This is a genomic window from Kitasatospora sp. NPDC032150, assembly GCF_055579945.1.
Genome location: NZ_JBVIMH010000016.1, coordinates 62,194 through 80,278 on the forward strand (window position 1 = coordinate 62,194; position 18,085 = coordinate 80,278).

At 71.2% G+C, this 18,085-nt stretch carries 16 protein-coding genes and 1 pseudogene; 10 read left to right on the top strand and 7 right to left on the bottom strand.

Annotated elements, in window-relative coordinates; all coding sequences use genetic code 11:
- The first annotated feature begins 144 nt into the window (after positions 1–144).
- From ACZ5ON_RS20085 to ACZ5ON_RS20095, 3 genes and pseudogenes are all read left to right on the top strand, one after another.
- Complete coding sequence (locus tag ACZ5ON_RS20085) at positions 145–2,538, top strand: phosphoketolase family protein (protein ID WP_465594064.1); 2,394 nt, start codon at positions 145–147, stop codon at positions 2,536–2,538.
- Between the two features lie 243 nt (positions 2,539–2,781).
- Positions 2,782–3,542: pseudogene (locus tag ACZ5ON_RS20090) on the top strand (AAA family ATPase); the annotation flags it as partial.
- Between the two features lie 340 nt (positions 3,543–3,882).
- Positions 3,883–4,041, top strand: a complete 159-nt coding sequence (locus tag ACZ5ON_RS20095) for a hypothetical protein (RefSeq protein WP_465594067.1) — start codon at positions 3,883–3,885, stop codon at positions 4,039–4,041.
- Between the two features lie 8 nt (positions 4,042–4,049).
- Here ACZ5ON_RS20095 and ACZ5ON_RS20100 read toward each other — a convergent pair whose 3' ends face one another.
- Positions 4,050–4,583 (bottom strand): ferritin-like domain-containing protein, encoded by a 534-nt coding sequence (locus ACZ5ON_RS20100; protein WP_465594070.1) that lies wholly within the window; start codon positions 4,581–4,583, stop codon positions 4,050–4,052.
- 118 nt (positions 4,584–4,701) lie between these two features.
- Positions 4,702–5,622, bottom strand: coding sequence for a Rieske (2Fe-2S) protein (locus ACZ5ON_RS20105; protein WP_465594073.1), 921 nt, complete (start codon positions 5,620–5,622; stop codon positions 4,702–4,704).
- Between the two features lie 440 nt (positions 5,623–6,062).
- On the opposite strand from ACZ5ON_RS20105, the gene ACZ5ON_RS20110 reads away from it, so the two are divergent.
- The 4 genes from ACZ5ON_RS20110 (at position 6,063) to ku (ending at position 10,926) form a co-directional block, all read left to right on the top strand.
- Positions 6,063–6,572, top strand: coding sequence for an SRPBCC family protein (locus ACZ5ON_RS20110; protein WP_465594076.1), 510 nt, complete (start codon positions 6,063–6,065; stop codon positions 6,570–6,572).
- On the top strand, positions 6,569–8,203 hold the full coding sequence (locus ACZ5ON_RS20115) for a phytoene desaturase family protein (protein ID WP_465594079.1): 1,635 nt from the start codon (positions 6,569–6,571) through the stop codon (positions 8,201–8,203). The genes ACZ5ON_RS20110 and ACZ5ON_RS20115 overlap by 4 nt, the downstream gene beginning before the upstream one ends.
- 633 nt (positions 8,204–8,836) lie before the next feature.
- Positions 8,837–9,820 (top strand): hypothetical protein, encoded by a 984-nt coding sequence (locus tag ACZ5ON_RS20120; RefSeq protein ID WP_465594082.1) that lies wholly within the window; start codon positions 8,837–8,839, stop codon positions 9,818–9,820.
- Positions 9,820–10,926, top strand: coding sequence for a non-homologous end joining protein Ku (ku, locus tag ACZ5ON_RS20125; RefSeq protein ID WP_465594085.1), 1,107 nt, complete (start codon positions 9,820–9,822; stop codon positions 10,924–10,926). The genes ACZ5ON_RS20120 and ku overlap by 1 nt, the downstream gene beginning before the upstream one ends.
- 998 nt (positions 10,927–11,924) lie before the next feature.
- Here the strand turns inward: ku and ACZ5ON_RS20130 are convergent.
- Positions 11,925–12,152: a hypothetical protein gene (locus ACZ5ON_RS20130; protein ID WP_465594088.1), complete on the bottom strand. Its 228-nt coding sequence runs from the start codon at positions 12,150–12,152 to the stop codon at positions 11,925–11,927.
- Between the two features lie 246 nt (positions 12,153–12,398).
- Here ACZ5ON_RS20130 and ACZ5ON_RS20135 point away from each other — a divergent pair, with 246 nt between their 5' ends.
- Both ACZ5ON_RS20135 and ACZ5ON_RS20140 read left to right on the top strand, forming a co-directional pair.
- A complete protein-coding gene (locus ACZ5ON_RS20135) occupies positions 12,399–13,043 on the top strand; it encodes a HemK2/MTQ2 family protein methyltransferase (RefSeq protein ID WP_465594091.1) in 645 nt (214 codons plus the stop codon).
- Positions 13,044–13,059: 16 nt separating this feature from the next.
- Positions 13,060–13,284 carry a CDGSH iron-sulfur domain-containing protein gene (locus ACZ5ON_RS20140; RefSeq protein ID WP_465594095.1) on the top strand — a complete coding sequence of 75 codons (225 nt, stop codon included), beginning with the start codon at positions 13,060–13,062 and terminating at the stop codon, positions 13,282–13,284.
- On the opposite strand, the gene ACZ5ON_RS20145 is transcribed toward ACZ5ON_RS20140, so the two are convergent.
- The 4 genes from ACZ5ON_RS20145 to ACZ5ON_RS20160 form a co-directional block, all read right to left on the bottom strand.
- Complete coding sequence (locus ACZ5ON_RS20145; RefSeq protein WP_465594098.1) at positions 13,252–14,295, bottom strand: iron-containing redox enzyme family protein; 1,044 nt, start codon at positions 14,293–14,295, stop codon at positions 13,252–13,254. The genes ACZ5ON_RS20140 and ACZ5ON_RS20145 overlap by 33 nt on opposite strands.
- Before the next feature lie 3 nt (positions 14,296–14,298).
- Positions 14,299–14,544, bottom strand: coding sequence for a hypothetical protein (locus ACZ5ON_RS20150; RefSeq protein ID WP_465594101.1), 246 nt, complete (start codon positions 14,542–14,544; stop codon positions 14,299–14,301).
- A gap of 274 nt (positions 14,545–14,818) precedes the next feature.
- Positions 14,819–14,995 carry a hypothetical protein gene (locus ACZ5ON_RS20155; RefSeq protein ID WP_465594104.1) on the bottom strand — a complete coding sequence of 59 codons (177 nt, stop codon included), beginning with the start codon at positions 14,993–14,995 and terminating at the stop codon, positions 14,819–14,821.
- A 153-nt stretch (positions 14,996–15,148) separates the two neighbouring features.
- A complete protein-coding gene (locus tag ACZ5ON_RS20160; RefSeq protein ID WP_465594106.1) occupies positions 15,149–16,117 on the bottom strand; it encodes an LLM class F420-dependent oxidoreductase in 969 nt (322 codons plus the stop codon).
- Positions 16,118–16,321: 204 nt separating this feature from the next.
- Here ACZ5ON_RS20160 and ACZ5ON_RS20165 point away from each other — a divergent pair, with 204 nt between their 5' ends.
- Positions 16,322–17,899 carry a threonine/serine exporter family protein gene (locus ACZ5ON_RS20165; protein ID WP_465594109.1) on the top strand — a complete coding sequence of 526 codons (1,578 nt, stop codon included), beginning with the start codon at positions 16,322–16,324 and terminating at the stop codon, positions 17,897–17,899.
- The last annotated feature ends 186 nt before the right edge of the window (positions 17,900–18,085 follow it).

The window sequence follows — 18,085 nt, forward strand, 5'->3', positions numbered from 1 at the left end:
ACACGCGCATGAGCTGGGCACGCTGCACCTGCATCGCCGCCCTGGACTGTGTCCCGCCTGAGATGTGTCCTGCCGATGCGGCTGAGACAGTGTAGACAACGGCCGCCAGACCACAGCAGCCACCACTTTCCGTGAGGTTCAATCATGCGTCCCGACGAGCCGAACCGCAGCCATACACCCACGGCACTGAGTGAGCGGGAACTCACCGAGGTGGACGCCCAGTGGCGGGCCGTCAACTACCTCGCGGTCGGGCAGATCTATCTGATGGCCAATCCGCTGCTGCGCGAGCCGCTGCGTCCCGAGCACGTCAAGCCCCGGCTGCTCGGCCACTGGGGTACCTCACCCGGGCTCAACCTCGTCTACACCCACCTCAACCGGGTGATCAGGGCCCGCGATCTGAACGCCATCTGCATCTGGGGGCCCGGCCACGGCGGGCCGGCCGTGCTCGCCGGCTCCTGGCTGGACGGCAGCTACACCCGGACCTACCCGGACATCACCCGCGACGAGGCCGGCATGGCCCGGTTGTTCCGCCAGTTCTCCTTCCCCGGCGGCGTACCCAGCCACGTCGCCCCCGAGACGCCCGGCTCGATCCACGAGGGCGGCGAGCTGGGCTACTCCCTCTCCCACGCCTACGGCGCCGCGCTGGACAACCCCGAACTGCTGGTCGCGTGCGTGGTCGGCGACGGCGAAGCGGAAACCGGGCCGCTGGCCGCCTCCTGGCACTCCAACAAGTTCCTCGACCCCGTCACGGACGGCGCCGTCCTGCCGATCCTGCAACTGAACGGCTACAAGATCGCCAACCCCGCCGTACTCGCCCGCATCCCCCAGGCGGAGCTCGACGAGCTGCTGCGCGGCTACGGCCACGAACCGATCCACGTCACCGGCAGTGACCCGCACGCGGTCCACCAGGAGATGGCCGCCGCCATGGACCGGGCACTCACCACGATCGCCGCCATCCAGCGCGCCGCCCGCACCGATGGCCTCACCGCACGGCCGCGCTGGCCGGTGATCGTGCTGCGCACCCCGAAGGGCTGGACGGGCCCACGCGAGGTGGACGGCGTGCCGGTGGAGGGAACCTGGCGCGCCCACCAGGTCCCGCTGGCGGAAGTACGCGAAAACCCCGAGCACTTGCGGCTACTGGAGACGTGGCTGCGCTCCTACCGTCCCGAGGAGCTGTTCGACGAACACGGCCGCCCCCGGGAGCAGGTGCTCGCCTGCCTGCCCCAGGGCGAACGCCGCCTGGGCGCCAACCCGCACACCAACGGCGGCCTGCTCACCCGCGAACTGCCCGTGCCTGCGCTGGAGAAGTACGCCGTCGAATTCGACAAGCCCGGCACCAGCCTGCACGAACCCACCCGTGTCCTCGGCGGCCTGCTGGAACAGGTCATGGCGGACACCGCCGAGCGCCGCGACTTCCGGCTCGTCGGCCCGGACGAGACCGCCTCCAACCGCCTGCAGGCCGTGTACCAGGCCACGGGAAAGGCATGGGAAGCCGAGGTGCTACCCACCGACGAGCACCTGGCACACGGCGGCCGGGTGATGGAGATCCTCTCCGAGCACACCTGCCAGGGCTGGCTCGAGGGCTACCTGCTGACCGGCCGTCACGGGATGTTCTCCTGCTACGAAGCGTTCATCCACATCGTCGACTCGATGGTCAACCAGCACATCAAGTGGCTGCGCACCACCCGCCGCCTGACCTGGCGCGCCCCCATCCCCTCTCTGAACTACCTGCTCACCTCGCACGTCTGGCGCCAGGACCACAACGGCTTCTCCCACCAGGACCCCGGCTTCGTCGACCACGTCCTCAACAAGAGCCCCGAGGCGGTACGGGTCTACATGCCGCCGGACACCAACACCCTGCTCGCCACCGCCGACCACGTCCTGCGCAGCCGCGACTATGTCAACGTCGTGGTCGCCGGCAAGCAGCCGTGCTTCGACTGGCTCACCCTGGACGAGGCCCGGGGACACTGCGCGCGCGGCGCGGGCATCTGGGAGTGGGCCGGGAACGAAGACGGCACCCGGGAGCCGGACGTGGTACTGGCCTGCGCCGGCGACGTGCCCACCCAGGAAGCGCTGGCCGCCGCCGACCTGCTCCGCCGCCACCTGCCGGACCTGACGGTGCGGGTGGTCAACGTCGTCGACATCGCCCGCCTCATGCCCGCCGAGGAACACCCGCACGGCATGCCCGACAGCGAGTACGACTCCCTCTTCACCCGCGACAAGCCCGTCATCTTCGCCTACCACGGCTACCCCTGGCTGATCCACCGCCTCGCCTACCGCCGCACCGGACACCCCCACCTCCACGTACGCGGGTACAAGGAGGAGGGCACCACCACCACGCCCTTCGACATGGTCGTGCGCAACGACCTCGACCGCTACCGGCTCGTCATGGACGTCATCGACCGCGTGCCCGGGCTCTCCCAGCGCGCCGCAGCCGTCCGCCAACGCATGGCGGACGTCCGCACCCGCCATCACGCATGGATCCGTGAACACGGCGTCGACCTGCCCGAGGTCGCCGAATGGACATGGCCGCACTGACCGTTCGCATCCGACCCCGGATCCCGGGAACCAACCGCGACCGCACCGCCGCCGTGCTCGGCCCGGCGCCGAGCCGACCCGGCCGACCGTTCACGACGGGTCCGACGGGTCCGACGGGTCCGACGGGTCCGACGGGTCCGACGGGTCCGACGGGTCCGACGGGTCCGACAGCAGGGTTCGCGAGAAGTACGACAACAAGTACCCGCGACGGAAAACCAGCCCAACGGAGGACGGAGCAGGGGCGTGACCCGCAGCGTGTACACCACCGGCGTCGGACGCGGTGACGGCCGCGAGGTCGTCGACCTGGAATGATGGAACTGCTGACCCGCCACGTGGCCCGGGTCGGAGCGTACCGCCCACTGACGCATGACGGTCCGGACCACTTGTTCGAACTGCTGCACGCCCGCTACCGGCTCTCCCAGGACCCGGCCATCGCCCACGGCATGAGCTACGCGGACGGCGCCGCGCTCCAGGCCGAGCACGGCACCGACGAGCTGGTCTCCCGCCTGGTCGACCGTTTCCACACCGTCGCTGGCGAGTACGAGGTCGTACTGGTCCTCGGCTCCGACTACCACGACACCCGACTGCCCGCGGAACTGACGCTCAACGCCCGCCTGGCGAACGAGGTCGGCGCCTGCGTGCTCACCGTGGTGGGCTGCAATCGCCAGACCCCCGAGTCAGTCGTCGCCGAAGCACACAACGCGCACCTGGCCTTCACCGCGCAGCACTGCGACGTCGTCGCCGTGATCGCCAACCGGGTCGCCCCCGACTGCGCCGCACAGGTCGCCGAGCGCCTGAACGGGCGACTACCGGTGCCGGTCTACGTACTACCCGAGGATGCCTCGCTCGCCGCTCCGACCGTGGCCCAGGTCGTCCAGACGCTCGGCGGCGAGGTGCTTCTGGGTGACGACGCCGGGCTCGCTCGCAGCGTGCTCGACTACGTCTTCGGTGGCGCGACGCTGCCCACCTTGCTGCCCGCACTGAGTCCCGGCTGCCTCGTGATCCCGGTACACCTCGGTGTCGTCGATGGCGCCAACAGCTGATGTCCAGCCGAGCGTGCTGGAGCAGGCGGGGCGGAAGCTGCAGCACCCAGTTGACGTTGAGGCCCGGCACCTTGTCCGGGACGAGCCCCGTATCGATCTGCAGCGGGAGGCACCCGCAGTCGAACAGGCCGCTGGACTGGCCAGACGCGATCACGTACAGGGTCCGGCCACTTGTCGCAGAACGGTTTCTATGCTGCTCAACTGCACTGGAATCAAGGGATGTTAGGACGCGCTACAGGCAGCTCGATCGACGAACGGCCAATCCTGGGTGATGCACCGTCAGTGTCACGTTCGTATATGGATGCCCGTTTTCGCCCATCAGCGCTCATTGGCGCTCATCGCGTACGGTCCCAAGCTGGTCCCCAAGCTGGTCCCCAAGTTCGGCGGCCAGCTGAGCGCGGCGCCGTCCGCGCGGTTCGCCAGCGGGCCGCGACTGCTCCGCCGAGGCGGGGAAGCGTGAATGACGGTTCAGCCGGCCAGCAGGTCGATGAGGTCGTCGGCGTGCTCCTCCTCTTCCTCGAGGATGGATTCGATCAGCCGGCGGGTGGTGGGGTCGTGATCGCCGAGCCAGCGGGCGATCTCCTGGTAGGTGGAGATGACGATCCGTTCGGCCAACAGGTTGTGCTCCAGCATCGCCGTCAGGTCGTTGTCGGCGGGAGTGGTGTAGTCGGTGTGGGCGCGCTGTGCGAGCGTGGTGGGGTCGAAGTCGGGTTGGCCGCCGAGCTGGGAGATCCGCTCGGCCGCGCGCAGGCCGTGCTTCATCTCCTGGGCGGCGTGCTCGGTGAACTCGGCGGCGACCTGGGCCCGGTCGATGCCGCTGGCGCAGATGGCGTGCCGGGTGTAGCGCAGCCAGCACACCACCTCGGTGGCGACGACGTCGTTCAGGACGGCGATCACCTTGTCCGTGTCCAGCCCGTAGGTGGCGGTGACGGCTCCTTCGGCCATCTTCTGGCGGGCTTCGTCGCGGATCCGCGTCACGTCGATGACGAAGTCGTCGGCCACGGGTACTCCTACTGTCGGTCGGAATGGTTTACTGCACGCGTTCCCGCCCCTTCCGGCCGCCAACGCCCCTTCCTGAGGGCGCCACCGGTTCGCAGTAGGAGGGGTGGGTCCGAGTCGGTCAGCCGGCGCCTGGCAGCCGCACATGCAGGGTGCCGTCGTCGTCGGTGCGGGTCTCGAACCTCGGTTGTGGGGCGGTGGCGGGCCCGTCGACGTTCCAGCCGTCGGCGAGACGGAACACGCTGCCGTGCCAGGGGCAGCGCACACACCCGTCGACGAGTTCACCCTCGGACAGCGGGCCGGACAGGTGACTGCACCGGTCAGCGAGGACATGCACCGTGTGCTGCGCTACGCGGACCACCAGCACCGGGACTTCGCCGATCATGCGCCGGCAGACCAGACCGACGGGTAGGTCCTCGAGCCTGCCCAGCGGATGCCAGCCGGGTTCGACCAGGTGCGGGACCGGTTCGGCCTTGTTCGCCCCGGCGCCCTGCCGGTAGGCCACGTGTCCGCCCAGGAAGGCCCCGACTCCGGCTGCCGCCAGGCCGGTGAAGCCGAGCGCCCGGCCGAGCCTGTGACGGCCGCGTCCACGGGCGGCCCACGATCCGCTGTACAGGGCGATCGCCGCGGCGACGGAGACCGCGTGGACCAGACCGGTGCGCATCTGCTGCTCGTGCTGCTCGGCCCAGTCGACCCAGCCCGTCCACGCCGCCGGGACGGCGGTGATCACTCCGGCGGCCACCAGGAGGCGGGCCGGTCGCCGGTCACCTGGCATCAGGTCGAGGATGGCCGCGGAGGTCCAAGCACCCACCGGGAGCTGGACCAGCACGGGGTGCAGCGGATGGCCGAGGGGACGGCCGTGCAGCATCCCGCGCAGCCGGCCCAGCGGCAGGCCGTGCACGATCCGCTTGAGCGGCTCGATCAGAGCATCCAGTTCGTCGGCCTCACCGACCGCGTCGAACGCCTTCAGGATCCTCTCGGTGCTGTTTGGCGGCCCGTCGGCTGCGGCGTACCCGATGCGGGTGAAGAAGCTCCTCATCATGGGCATCAGCCTGTATGTCCGGGCGCTGTGGCGCGCGTCGGCGTGGGCCGGGCGGAGCAGCTCGCGGGCGTCAGGGTGTGGTGAGCTGCCCGGGGTGCAGGTAGTCAATGCGGTGCGCGCCCTGCCGAGCGGGGACTCCGGTACACGGAACGAGCAGCGCAGGCTGGCTCCTCTCGGGGAGACGACGACCAGCCTCCGGACGCGGGGCGCGTGCCGGACTGCTTTCGCACTCACCCGCCGGAAGTCTTGATCCGCTGCCGAAGCTGATGCGGCATGGCCTGTGGGCAGCGCCCCGAGGACGAGCACCGTCCGGCCAGGCCGGGTCCCGTCGTGCCCGGGTGTGAAAGCGGGTCTGCCGGGCAGCCGCTCGGCAGGACCGATTGCCCGGGATCGCCGCTGACCTGGGCGGCCGGACCAGTCGCGGCGGCGAGGAGGATGTCATGGCCATCAGACACGTGCTGATCGAGCGGCCGCCGGATCTGGTGTGGCGGGTGCTCGGCGATCCGTCGAAGTACGCGGCCTGGGTACCCGGGACGACAAGTACGCGGCCGGGCACGGGAGACTGGCCCGAGGTCAGTGCCAGCCTGGACTACACACTGGCAGCAGGGCCGGTCCGGTTGAGCGGCCACACCGTCGTGCGGGTCTGCGAGCCGTCGCGCCGCCTGGAGCTCGAAGCGTATGCCGGCCCGCTGGGCAGCGCGCGAATCGCCGTCGAGCTGGTGCCCTGGGGCACGGACACGGTCGTCATCGTGGACGAGCATCCCCTGCGGGGTGTCGGCGGGAGTCTCCACATGGCGCCGGCCGACCTGCTGCTGCACCTGCGCCACCGCCGGATGCTGGCCCGGCTGTCGCAGACGGTCGAGGAGACGTACCCGTCCCCCGGCGACGCTACGCCCTCCCAGGAGCGGCTGCGCCAGACCACGGACTCCACCCGGGATGGCGCGCCATGACCGGCGACGCCGTCGTCATCGGTGCCGGACCGAACGGCCTGGTCGCGGCCAACCTGCTCGCGGACGCGGGCTGGCAGGTGGAGGTCCTGGAGGCCCAGGACCAACCGGGCGGCGCCGTGCGCAGCGACCGGGGTGTGCATCCCGACTACGTCAACGACCTGTTCAGCTCCTTCTATCCGCTGGCCGCGGCCTCACCGGTGATCGAGGCACTTCATCTGACGGAGTACGGGCTGACCTGGAGCCACGCTCCGCTGGTTCTGGCGCACCCGCTGCCTGACGGCCGGTGCGCGCTGCTCCGTCGCGGCGAGGCGGCGAACTCGGAGATGTTCGAACGCGTCTTCGGCGCGCCGGATGCGCGGGCGTGGCAGCGGCTGTCACACATGTGGCGCGGGCTGGACCCCTGGCTGGTGCGGGCGATGTTCGCGCCGTTCCCACCCGTACGTGCCGGGCTTGCGCTCGTCGCCCGGTTGCGCTCAGCGGGCGGGCTCCGCTTCGCCCGGTTCGCGGCGCTGCCGGTGCGGCGGCTGGCGGAGGAGGAGTTCGCCGAGGCCGGCCCCGGACTGCTCCTGGCCGGCTGCGCGCTGCACGCGGACTTGCTGCCGGAGTCCCCGGGCAGCGGTCTGTTCGGTTGGCTGATGGCCATGTTGGGCCAGCAGTACGGCTGGCCGGTGCCGGTCGGCGGCGCCTCGGCGCTGAGCGGCGCACTGGTGCGCCGACTGCGGGCCCACGGTGGCCGGGTGCACTGCAATGCCCGGGTCACCGAGGTTGTCGTCCGCTCGGGCCGTGCGGTGGGCGTGCGGACCGCGGACGGCGACGGGGTCGTGGCGCGCCGTGCCGTTCTCGCCGACGTGCCCGCCCCACAGCTCTACGGCCGGCTGGTCGGCGAGGAGCATCTGCCGGACCGGTTCCGTGACGACCTTCGACGGTTCCAGTGGGACTTCTCCACGGTCAAGGTCGACTGGGCGCTGGCCGGCCCGGTCCCGTGGACCGCGAGGGAGGCGGCCCGGGCCGGCACCGTCCATCTCGGCGCGGACCTGGCGGAGTTGAGCGACTACGCGCTCCAGGTGGCCAGCGGCCGGATCCCGGCCAGGCCGTTCGGGCTGCTCGGTCAGATGACCACAGCGGACCGCACCCGGTCACCGGCGGGCACCGAGTCCGCGTGGATGTACACCCACGTCCCGCAGCGTGTCCTGGGCGACCTCGGCCCGGAGGGCATCACCGGCCGCTGGGACGAGCGCGAGAGCGATGCCTTCGCCCAGCGGATGGAGCAGCAGGTGGAACGGTTCGCCCCCGGCTTCTGCGAGCGGGTGGTCGGGCGGCGCGTGCTCACCCCGCCGGTGCTGGAGTCGCTGGACGAGAACCTGGTCGGCGGAGCCATCAACGGCGGCACCACTGCTGCCCACCAGCAGGCCATACTGCGGCCGGTACCCGGAACCGGCCGGCCCGAGACACCCGTGGCGGGACTCTATCTGGCGTCCTCGTCCGCCCACCCGGGTGGAGGCGTGCACGGCGCGTGCGGCGCGAACGCGGCCCGGGCGGCGCTACGCGGGCAGCATCCGGTGACCGGCCGACTGCTCGGCCCGGTGCTGTCAGCTGCGCAGCGTGTCCTGTCCGGCCCGTGTGAGGGGTAAGAGCAGAACGCTGTTCCGGGCAGTGGAAAGATCCCAGTGCCCTGTGGGATATCGCGTTGCGCCAGGCGTGTGGACCTGACCTGCTCTTCCTGGGCAAGCGCCAGGACCGGAGGCTGATTCTCATGGTCGCGTTGCTTCTCGTACTACTGCTGGGCGGGCTCGGCTTCGTCATCCATGTGTTGTGGTGGATCGCGCTCGCGCGGAGTTCGCCGGCCAGGTGAGCCGGGAGTACGCGTGGTTCGCCACGAGCAGGCCCTGATCAGCGTGGTTGCTTCGCGTGTGGTCTCACAGGGCCGGATACCGCCGTCGAACCGAATCGGGGCGGTCAGTACGAACAGCGGGTGGCGTGTGCGGCGGTACGCAACCCGAAGATGTTGGCGAAGGGGACCGTGATCACCAGCGGCTCCCGTGACACCTGTGGTGTGGCTTCGGCCGCTGACCGCGACGGGCGCGTGCTATGCCTACCCGATCGGCCGCCCCCGGCGGGCGATCGGGGTGGACGTCGGGCAGCGTGAAAGGGCGGCCGGATGCCGCGACGGCGGCAGGGACGCCCGTCCAGGCCCCCGGCGTGGACCCTGCCGCCGACCATCACGCGGCGCACCTGCAGATGGGCCCGTGCGGGCAGGAGGGCCGGTGGAAGACTTCGACGCGGTGACCGGAAGGCTCTACGGGCTCGCCCCGGGCCGGTTCACCGCAGCCCGCGATGCGGCCGCTGAGCAAGCACGCCACGCCGGCGACCGCACGCTCGCCGACCGGATCCACCGGCTGCGCCGGCCCACCAAGGGTGCCTGGCTGGCCAATCTCCTCGTCCGTTCCCATCCCGACGGCATCGACCGATTGCTCGGCCTCGGCCATGCCCTTCGCGACGCCCAGGCGCAGCTGGATGGCGGGCGGTTGCGCGAGCTGACCGCTCAGCGCCACAGCTTGGTCGACGAGCTCGTTGCCAACGCCTGTACGGCGGCTACCGCCGGCGGTCACGATGTGGGCGGCAGTGCGCTCGCTGAGCTGGAGCAGACGCTTCTGGCTGCCGTCAGCAGTGAGACGGCCGCCGACGCTTTGGCCGCCGGTCGTCTTTCGGTGTCGCTCTCGACGGTGACCGATTCGGACACGCTGGCTGGCCTCGGTCTTCCCGCCCGGGCGGCAACATCAGGGCCGGCTCGCCGCGGGCCCGCCCCGGTGCAGAGTGCCGATGGCGGGGTAGGGACGGCCGAGGGGAACGGGACGGCCGGGGAAACCGGCCGCGGAGAGGACGCACGCCGGAAGGCGGAGGAGCTCCTGGCCCGGGCCCAGGAGGAGACGGTCCGGGCCGAGCGCGACGTCGCCCTGGCGCAGCAGAGTGTGCGCCATCTCGATCGGGACATGGCGCGGCTCGCCGCCGCCGAGGAGAGGGCCGCCCGGCGAGTCGTGCACGCCGCCGAAACACTGCGGCAGGCACAGGCCGAGGTCGCCCAGGCCGCGGAGGAACAGCAGCTGGCCCAGCAGGCGTATGTGACGAAACGGTCGGAGCGGGAAGACGCTGGACGGGCGGTGGAGCTCGCCGAGCAGGCAGCGGAGCGGGCACGGCGGCGGGTGGAGGATCTCGTGGCACAGGCTGCTCGGGCGAAGGGAGACCGGTGATGGCCAGACCCATCTGGACGGGAGTTTTGAGCTTCGGCTTGGTGACGGTGCCGGTGGCGCTGTACTCGGCGACCGAGTCCCACACCGTCGGGTTTCACCAGATCCAGCGCGGCACGGCCGACCGGGTGCGAAACCGACGGGTGAATGAGCGCACCGGCGAGGAGGTGCCGTACAGCGAGATCGTGAAGGGCTTCGAGCTGGCGGAGGGCGAGTACGTGATCGTGGAGCCCGAGGAACTGGAGCGGATCTCCCCCGGCCGGTCCAAGACCATCGAGATCCGCGGGTTCGTCGATCTCGACGAGGTCGATCCGATCTTCTTCGACACCACCTACTACCTCGGCCCGAAGGGGAAGGAGTACACCAAGATCTACGCCCTGCTGGTCAAGGCTCTGGAGAAGTCGAACAGAGCCGGAGTCTGCCTGTTCTCGATGCGTGGCAAGGAGTACCTGACGGCGGTGCGAGCCGAGAACGGGATGCTGGTCGCCCACATCATGCACTTCGCCGACGAGGTCCGCGACCCTCGCCGGGAGGTCGATGACCTGCCCGCCGCCGATACCGCGGTCGGTGAGAAGGAGCTCGCCGCGGCCCAGCAGCTGATCGACATGCTGGCTGTCGACTGGAACCCGGACGAGTACCACGACACCTTCGCCGAGCAGGTCCGCGAACTCATCGAGGCCAAGGCCGCCGGCAAGGAGATCGCCGTCTCGCAAGGCCCGCAGGAGACGCCCACCAACGTGGTCGACCTGATGGAGGTCCTCAACCGCAGCCTCGCCACCGCCAAGGAACGGACAGGCACCGGGCGGGAGGCTGAGGAAGAGAAGCCAGCACGCGGCCGCGCCCGCAAGGCCGTGCCCCGCCCCAGCCAGACCCCGAAGACGACCGGCGGGAAGAAGTCCACTTCCACCGCGAAGCGGGCGCAGCCCACCGGGGCGAAGAAGCGCGCCGGCACCTCGCACAAGGCCGAGGACCTGTCAGCGCTGACGAAGGGTGAGCTGTACAAGAAGGCCAGCGACCTGGACATCCCGCACCGCTCCACCATGACCCGCGACCAGCTCCAGCACGCAGTGAAGAAAGCCTGTCGCCAACACCTGCGCACAGCATCCTGAGCGTTTGCGCCATCGGGACGTGCGGCACGACGTCGCGGACGCGTCGGGGTTGCCGCCGACCACCAGGGTCCAGCGACTGCAGTGATCGCACCGCAAGCAGCTCCTGTTGATCCAACAGGGTGGTGTTGAAACGACTGGTTGAATCTGGGCAATACACCAGCCGTGAATTCGCCGAACTCGGTTGCGAGATCAAGGTGGCTTGCCGCCCCCGTCAGACCGTCACGGCCCCGACCTTCCCGGCCGGTATCCGAATGAGTCCGGGTGGGAAACAGGATCCACTCTCCTCATGAGATAGCGCCCTTGCGCGCCCCACCCAGGCGTCCACGCCACGGAAACGTCGTACGGCCTCCGCCAGGCCCGTAACGTGCCCACAACTCCTCCGGGCCGCCGCACATTCCCGGCTGCTCGACGCAACCCTGTGCGAATGCGGCCACCGGCCCAACCTCACCGACGCCCACAGAGGGGTGCCCGTTCAAGCCGCGGACCCCACCCCTGCGGACCGCACCCACCCTGGACATGTCAGTCCCCGGTAGCTCCGATCTCGTCCTGAAACCCTCAGTCGTCGCTGACGGTTCCGGTGTTCGGGCGAACTTGCCGGGGGCCTAGGCCGGATCCTTGATCATCACCATCAGGGTCGATGAACGTCTCCATCAACCAGGACAGCCATGTCCGGTTTTCCGGTGTAATAACCAGTTTCCTCCGCATTCGTCATGGGTCAATACCTCCGGGTTCACCTCTTCGACCTCGTCATTTCCCGCAAACGCAACGACACCGAGGGGCCGGCAACGCCCGTGACCGGACGATCCGGACTGGGTAAAGCCGCAGGGCGTGCGCCGGGAACATCCGGCGTGGAACGCGGCCGCTGCCGCGACGGCCGCGGGGCCACCGTTCGGGCCCCGACGCGTAGACCCCGCCGTCAACCCCAGGCCAGCTCCACAGGTGACCGGTCCGGGAGTACCGGGTGGAGGACTACTTCGGCACCGTCGTCGCGGACGTCTCTACGCTCTCGCGCCGGGCCGTTTCGCCGCAGCCCGCAACACGGCCTTGCCCAGGTCAGGGAGGCCGCCGCCCGGGCGCAGCGTGTCGACCTCGCGTGGCAGACGGCGCACCGCTTCGGCCGCGAGCTGGAGCGCTTGGCCGCCGTCCGCGAGGAAGCCACCTGGCGGGCCGAGCGTGCCGCCGACGCGTTGCGGCAGGCCCGGGCCGAGGCCGAGCAGGCCGCGCACGAGCGGGATGAAGCGGAGCGGATGTATGTGGAGCGACGAGCGTCTGGCCGGGCGTGCCGGCGGCGAAACCCAGTCCACCAGTTTTCCCTGTGCGGCCCGGGGCAGACGCGGGCCGAGGGGGCGCCAGCAATGGAAGGGGCCCGCCCGATGAGTGGCTCTGCGTTCACCGCACCGCATCGGCATGTACCGCCGGCAGCGCCTTCGGACGTCCTGGTTCTGCCGCATGTCCCAACGACTGCCAGGCTGTTGCGGCTACCTGGGGTCTATTCCGCGCAGGGCGACACCGCGCTGCTGCTGGAGTGTCTGCTGCGCGAGCCGCTGCGTCCAGGGGTTGACCTGCTAGATGTCGGCACCGGCTGCGGCGCGCTGGCCGTCGCCGCCGCGCGGCGCGGAGCGCGGGCCACGGCGGTGGACGTCTCGTGGCGTGCCCTCGCCTGTGCCTGGCTCAACGCGCGCCGGCAGCGGTGCCGGCTCCGGCTGCGCCACGGCGATCTGACCGCGCCGGTGGCGGGCGAGCGTTTCGATCTGGTGGTGAGCAATCCGCCGTACGTCCCGGCCCGGCGGGCGGCCGCGCCCACGCACGGACTCGCCCGGGCCTGGGACGCCGGGCCGGACGGGCGGCTGTTGCTGGACCGCTTCTGTGCGCAAGCGCCCCAGGTGCTGCGGCCGGGCGGGGTGCTGCTGGTGGTCCAGTCCGCGATCGCCGGTATCGCGGCGACGCTGGCCGCGCTGGACCGCTCCGACGTGGCGGCGCAGGTGGTGGCCCGGCGGCTGCAGCCGTTCGGCCCTGTGATGTCGGCCCGCGCGGGATGGTTCGAGCAGTGCGGCCTGATCGCGCCCGGGCAGCGGGACGAGGTACTGGTGGTGATCCGGGGTGTCCGGGCCGGCTGAACGTGAGCCTCGCCGGGTGCGGGTGATCGACGGCGGGCCGGTGCTGATCGAGGGGCCGGTGGAGGTGCTGCTGCCGGACGGCTCGACGGTGCGGTGCGACCGCCCCGTGGTCGCGCTGTGTGCCTGCCGGCGCAGCCGGCGGTACCCGTTCTGCGACACCAGCCACCGCCGCCACCAGCCGTCCCAGCCGGCGTCAACGCGGCGGGCGTCAACACGCGAGAGCGCTGCCGGTGCGCAGTGAACTCCGCCCGGCCCGCCAGGAGCCGATCAGGTGCTCGGTGAACCGGTCTTCGACGACCCCCGTCGTCGCGACGCCGAACGCGATGTCGGGTGCGAGTTCCGGCTCCTCGCGCAGCAGGGCGCCGATGACGTCGTGCCGGACCACCTGCTCGTGGACGGCATCGGCCTCCACGTGCTCGCGGTAGAACCGCGTGCCGGCCTCCCCCGCGCCGAGTCGCGCGAAGGCCGCCGCGAGCCGCGCCGAGCCCGGTGAGGAGCTGATCTCCACGGCCGCGAACTGCCCGATCAGGGCGCCGCGCAGGGCCCGGTGCAGGCCGAAGAGCGACATCAGGTTGACCACTGCCAGTGCCTGGGCGGGTGCGGCGTCCAGGTAGCGGCCGTAGCTCGGGTCGAGGTCGAAGTCGGCCATCATCTCGGCGAACAGGCGGGCGTGCGCGCGCTCTGCGCGGCCGGCGCCGTACTCGTCGAACTCGATTGCCAGGAAGGCTGCTTGGGCTGCGCCGTGTAGGCGGGGGATGGCCCACGCCTGCGGGTCGGCCTCCTTGAGGTGGTAGAGCGAGCGCATTGCCAGGTACTCGCGGGCCTGCCATCGCTCGCCCTCGGCGAGGAGGAAGTGCGAGGGGCCGCTGCCGTCGCGGGGCTCGGTCAGCAGCCGGTCGAGCAGGACGTCGAGTGGCTCGGCCGGCTGTGTGGCGGTGCGCAGGGCGGCAAGCCAGTCGCGTTCCAACGTGCGGCGCAGTCGCAGCAGTTCGGGGTCCCATTCCCATTCGGGCGGTACGCCGCAAAAGCCGCGGTAGTGCAGTTCGTAGCAGAGCTGGAGCGCGAGCTGGGTGTCCTCTCCCCAGGGGTCGGCCCTCTCGCGGTCCGGCAGGTCGCGCAGGCGGCCGGCCCCCGGCGGTCCGGAGCGCAGCAGCGCGCACACGGCGGCGGAGTACGGGCCGCGTGGCGGGGGCAGCGGTGGTGCACCGGACTCGGGCGTGACGTCGGTGGCAGCTGTTGGTGGTGTCGGCATGGGTCAGCTCCTGGGAAGAGCGGTGCCGCGCGGGTCGAGTGTGCAGCCCTTTGCACTGCCGCCCGCCTTGTGGACCTCGGACATGTCGACGCCGATCGGCCAGAAGCCGCGTACCGCCAGCAGGCCGGCGAGCCCATCCGCGGTGAGGGCGAAGGACTCGGCCTCCGCCGCCGTGGCCAGCAGCGCGGTCGGGAGCAGTCGGCGCAGCACGGCCCGCGCCTCGCGATCGAAGGCATCGGGGAAGTACATGACCTCAGTGTCGCCCAGGATCGCGAGGGCGTGTCGAGGTGGTAGAACCTAAGGCGCCGGGTAGCTGCCATCGCCTCCCTCCTCCCGCCGGCCCGGGAGGAAACCGGCCGCCCCCTGCACCGCCACCGATGCGGGCCGGCCGCCCGCGGGCTTCCCCCGCCGCGCACCTCGGGGACAACCAGGCCGGGCAGACCGGCCTGCCTGGGACAGAAGTCGAGCGGTTCGCCGGGCTGCGGCATCCCGTGACGGAGGTTCCAGAGCGCGGTGGCACTCGTCAGGCCGACCAGGACGACCCCGGTGAGGATGTACGGCCGGATTTGTCGACGAGGTAGCGGATCGCGCCGAGCATCTGGCGGTGGCAGTAGGGCGACAACGCCGAGAACCCCAGGCGGCCGAGGTCCTCGCCACCGCCGCCCTGGCGCCCGCACTGCGCCCCGCGGAGGCGCAGCACGAGCTGCTCCAGGTCCAGGTGGATAAGGGGGCGCGTCGGCCCTGCCGGCCCGCTCCGCGCGCTGGGTCGACCTCCTCGACTTGGCGATGTGTCCACCCGTGTACCCCGGCACAGCCAGTTTGCGCGCCCGTGCCAGGCCAGGCGTCGTACGTGTCAGAACGCCCCGCGCAGCGCCGGCAGTAGGACCTCCTCGGCCCACTCCAGGAAGGCGGGCTGGCTGTCCCCTCCCACCTGCACGAGGGCGACCTCACCGAACCCGGCGTCGACGAAGGGCCGCACGGCCTCGACGAAGTCCTCGACCCGGTCGCCGCAGGGAATCGCCTCGGCGACGTCCTCGCGCCGGACGAAACGGGCGGCCGCCGCGAACCCGCCGGTGCCCGGCAGTTCGGCGTTGACCTTCCAACCGCCGCCGAACCAGCGGAACTGCTCGTGGGCACGGCGCACGGCCGCTTCCCGGTCGCGGTCCCAGCACACCGGCAACTGACCCACCGCGGGCTTGCCGGCGCCGCCGTGCTCCGCGAAGCCCGAGACCAGTTCCGCGTCTGGCTCGACGGCGATCGCGAGGTCGGCGAGCCTTCCGGCCAGTGCGCACGACGCCGGGCCCGACACCGCCATCCCGATCGGCGGCGGCTGGTCCGGGAGGTCCCACAGCCGGGCCCCGACCACGTCAAAGTGCTTCCAGTGCCGCGTCACGTACCCACCCTCGAACAGCGCGCGGATGATCTCCACGGCCTCAGCGAACATCTCCAACCGCACCGACGCCGCCGGCCAGCCACGGCCCACCACGTGCTCGTTGAGGTTCTCCCCGCTGCCGAGCCCCAGCCGGAAGCGGCCCTCGGACAGCAGCTGGAGCGTCGCCGCCTTCTGCGCCACTACCACGGGGTGGTAGCGGAATGTCGGGCACGTCACGTACGTCATCAGCGGGACGCGGGACGTGGCCTGCGCGGCTGCTCCCAACACCGCCCAGGCGTAGGGAGCGTGGCCCTGCTCCTCCAGCCACGGAAAGTAGTGGTCCGAGACCACCGAGAAGTCGAAGCCCGCCCGTTCGGCGAGCATCACGTCGGAGACGAGGTCTCGGGGGGCCCGCTGTTCCGTCATCATCGTGTATCCGATCTGCACCATGACACCACGCATGCCCAGGGGAGGGCTGCATCCACTTCTGGGAGCCGGTCTTCGTCCGATCGCACGAGCGCCCGGCGTGCCGCCCTCACACGAAGCCCGGGCGCGCACGGTTCCCGCGCTCCTGGCGCGATGTTCACGCATTGACACTGAGGGTAGTCAAATGGGTACGCAAAGCGGCCAGTGGGGGTGGTGCAAGGAGCGACGATGCCGGAACACGAGCAGTTCGGCGCGGGAGCCGAGACCGACGGCCTGACGGGCCCGCACGTGCCCTCGCAGGGGCACCCTGGCGGGGCCCGGGAAGACGTCCCCGCCTGCGAGCGCCCGCCGATCGGACCGGCGCCTGCCATCGAATGCGCGGTCGCCCCCGGAACGGAGGACGACGGCTCCGAATTCGACGGCACGGTCCCGTGGCCGGACCGGATGCTGCCGTTGCTGCGCATGCCGACCACCGCCCGCCCGCCCGTCGACGACGGCGCCCGCGAGGACGAGCCGGGGCCCGAGGAGCTGGCCTCCGCCCTCGGCCTGGCCCTGCGGGTGGGAGAGTTGATGCTGGCCTGTGGTGAGGCCGCGGAGGACGTCGAGGCGGCCATGTTCGCGGTCGCGTGGACCTACCGGGCCCGGTCCTGCGACCCGCAGGTCACCTTCACCCGGGTCGCGATCTCTTACCAGCCGGGCCCCGGCGAGCCGACGGTGACGGCCGAACGCTCCGTGCGCCGCCCCGCCGAGGACTGCGCGCTGCTGGCCGCGCTCTTCCGGCTGGTCACCGAGATCACCGTCGGTGGACTGCGCGTGGATGCCGCCCACCAGCGGCTGACGGTCGTGCAGCGGGACTGCCACCGCTACCCCGGCTGGCTCCCCGCGCTGGCCGCCGGCCTGCTGGCGGGCTCCGCGACGCTGCTGGTCGGCGGGCGCGCCGACGCCCGCGCCTGGCTGGTGTTCGTGTGCGCCGTCGTCGCGGCCGTGGCGGGTGACCGGCTGTCGGCGCTGGTCGGGCGGCACGACCTGCCGGAGTTCTACCGGATCGCCATGGCCGCGACACCGGCCGCGGTCGTCGGCATCCTGATGTCCTTCAACCAGCTGCACCTGCGCGGGTCCGTGGTGATCGCCGGAGGACTCTACCCGCTCCTGCCCGGCTGGCCCATGGTGGCTGCGATCCAGGACGGCCTCGCGGGCTTCTACCTCACCGCCGCCGCCCGGCTGCTGGAAGCGCTGTACCTCATGGCAGGCGTCGTCGTCGGGGTGATGATCGTCCTCTACGTCGGCGTCAACAACGGCGCGGACCTGATGGCCCAGAGCGTCCCCTCCTCCTGGAACCCAGCGCTCCAGTTGACGGCGGCGGTCCTGCTCACCCTGTTCTTCGCGGTCCTGCTCAACACCGAGCCAGCCACGCTGCCGGCCGTCCTCGTCAACAGCGCGGCAGGCTGGTCGACGTACGGCGAGCTGGTGCATGCGGGCATTGAACCCATCATGGCCACCGGCTTCGCCGCGATGCTGGTGGGCCTGTCCGGACAGCTCATGGCCCGGTTCGGGGGCAGCCCCGCGCTGCCGTTCGTGACCGCGGCGATCGGGCCGCTGCTGCCCGGGTCGGTGCTCTACTTCGGGCTGATCGCCTTCGTCCGGGGCGAACCCGAGGCCGGGCTCAACGGCGTCGGCCGCGCCACGGCCACAGCGATGGCCCTCGCGATCGGCGTGAACCTGGGCCACGAGGTGGCCCGGCTCTTCCTCCCGGCGCCGGGGGTGATCCTGGCCGCCAGCCGGCGCGGCGGTCGCCACCGCCGATGAGGACGGACTGGCAAGCACAAACGCGAGGGACGGAGTTAAGGGGACTCTTGTAGAGCCTTGGTCGGCGGGTTGGTGGGAGCGGTGCGGTAGTGCGGGGCGATGCTGACGGCTTCGGCAGGGTTCCGGGTGGGCTGCGGCCAGAACAGTACGCCTGCGCCGCGTCCCGGCTTGTCTTCGCCCCCTTCA

Coding starts and splice junctions, on each gene's coding strand:
- ACZ5ON_RS20085 (WP_465594064.1), top strand. CDS start 145: ATGCGTCCCGACGAGCCGAACCGCAGCCATACACCCACGGCACTGAGT.
- ACZ5ON_RS20095 (WP_465594067.1), top strand. CDS start 3,883: ATGCCCGTTTTCGCCCATCAGCGCTCATTGGCGCTCATCGCGTACGGT.
- ACZ5ON_RS20105 (WP_465594073.1), bottom strand. CDS start 5,622: ATGATGAGGAGCTTCTTCACCCGCATCGGGTACGCCGCAGCCGACGGG.
- ACZ5ON_RS20110 (WP_465594076.1), top strand. CDS start 6,063: ATGGCCATCAGACACGTGCTGATCGAGCGGCCGCCGGATCTGGTGTGG.
- ACZ5ON_RS20115 (WP_465594079.1), top strand. CDS start 6,569: ATGACCGGCGACGCCGTCGTCATCGGTGCCGGACCGAACGGCCTGGTC.
- ku (WP_465594085.1), top strand. CDS start 9,820: ATGGCCAGACCCATCTGGACGGGAGTTTTGAGCTTCGGCTTGGTGACG.
- ACZ5ON_RS20145 (WP_465594098.1), bottom strand. CDS start 14,295: ATGCCGACACCACCAACAGCTGCCACCGACGTCACGCCCGAGTCCGGT.
- ACZ5ON_RS20150 (WP_465594101.1), bottom strand. CDS start 14,544: ATGTACTTCCCCGATGCCTTCGATCGCGAGGCGCGGGCCGTGCTGCGC.
- ACZ5ON_RS20160 (WP_465594106.1), bottom strand. CDS start 16,117: ATGGTGCAGATCGGATACACGATGATGACGGAACAGCGGGCCCCCCGA.
- ACZ5ON_RS20165 (WP_465594109.1), top strand. CDS start 16,322: ATGCCGGAACACGAGCAGTTCGGCGCGGGAGCCGAGACCGACGGCCTG.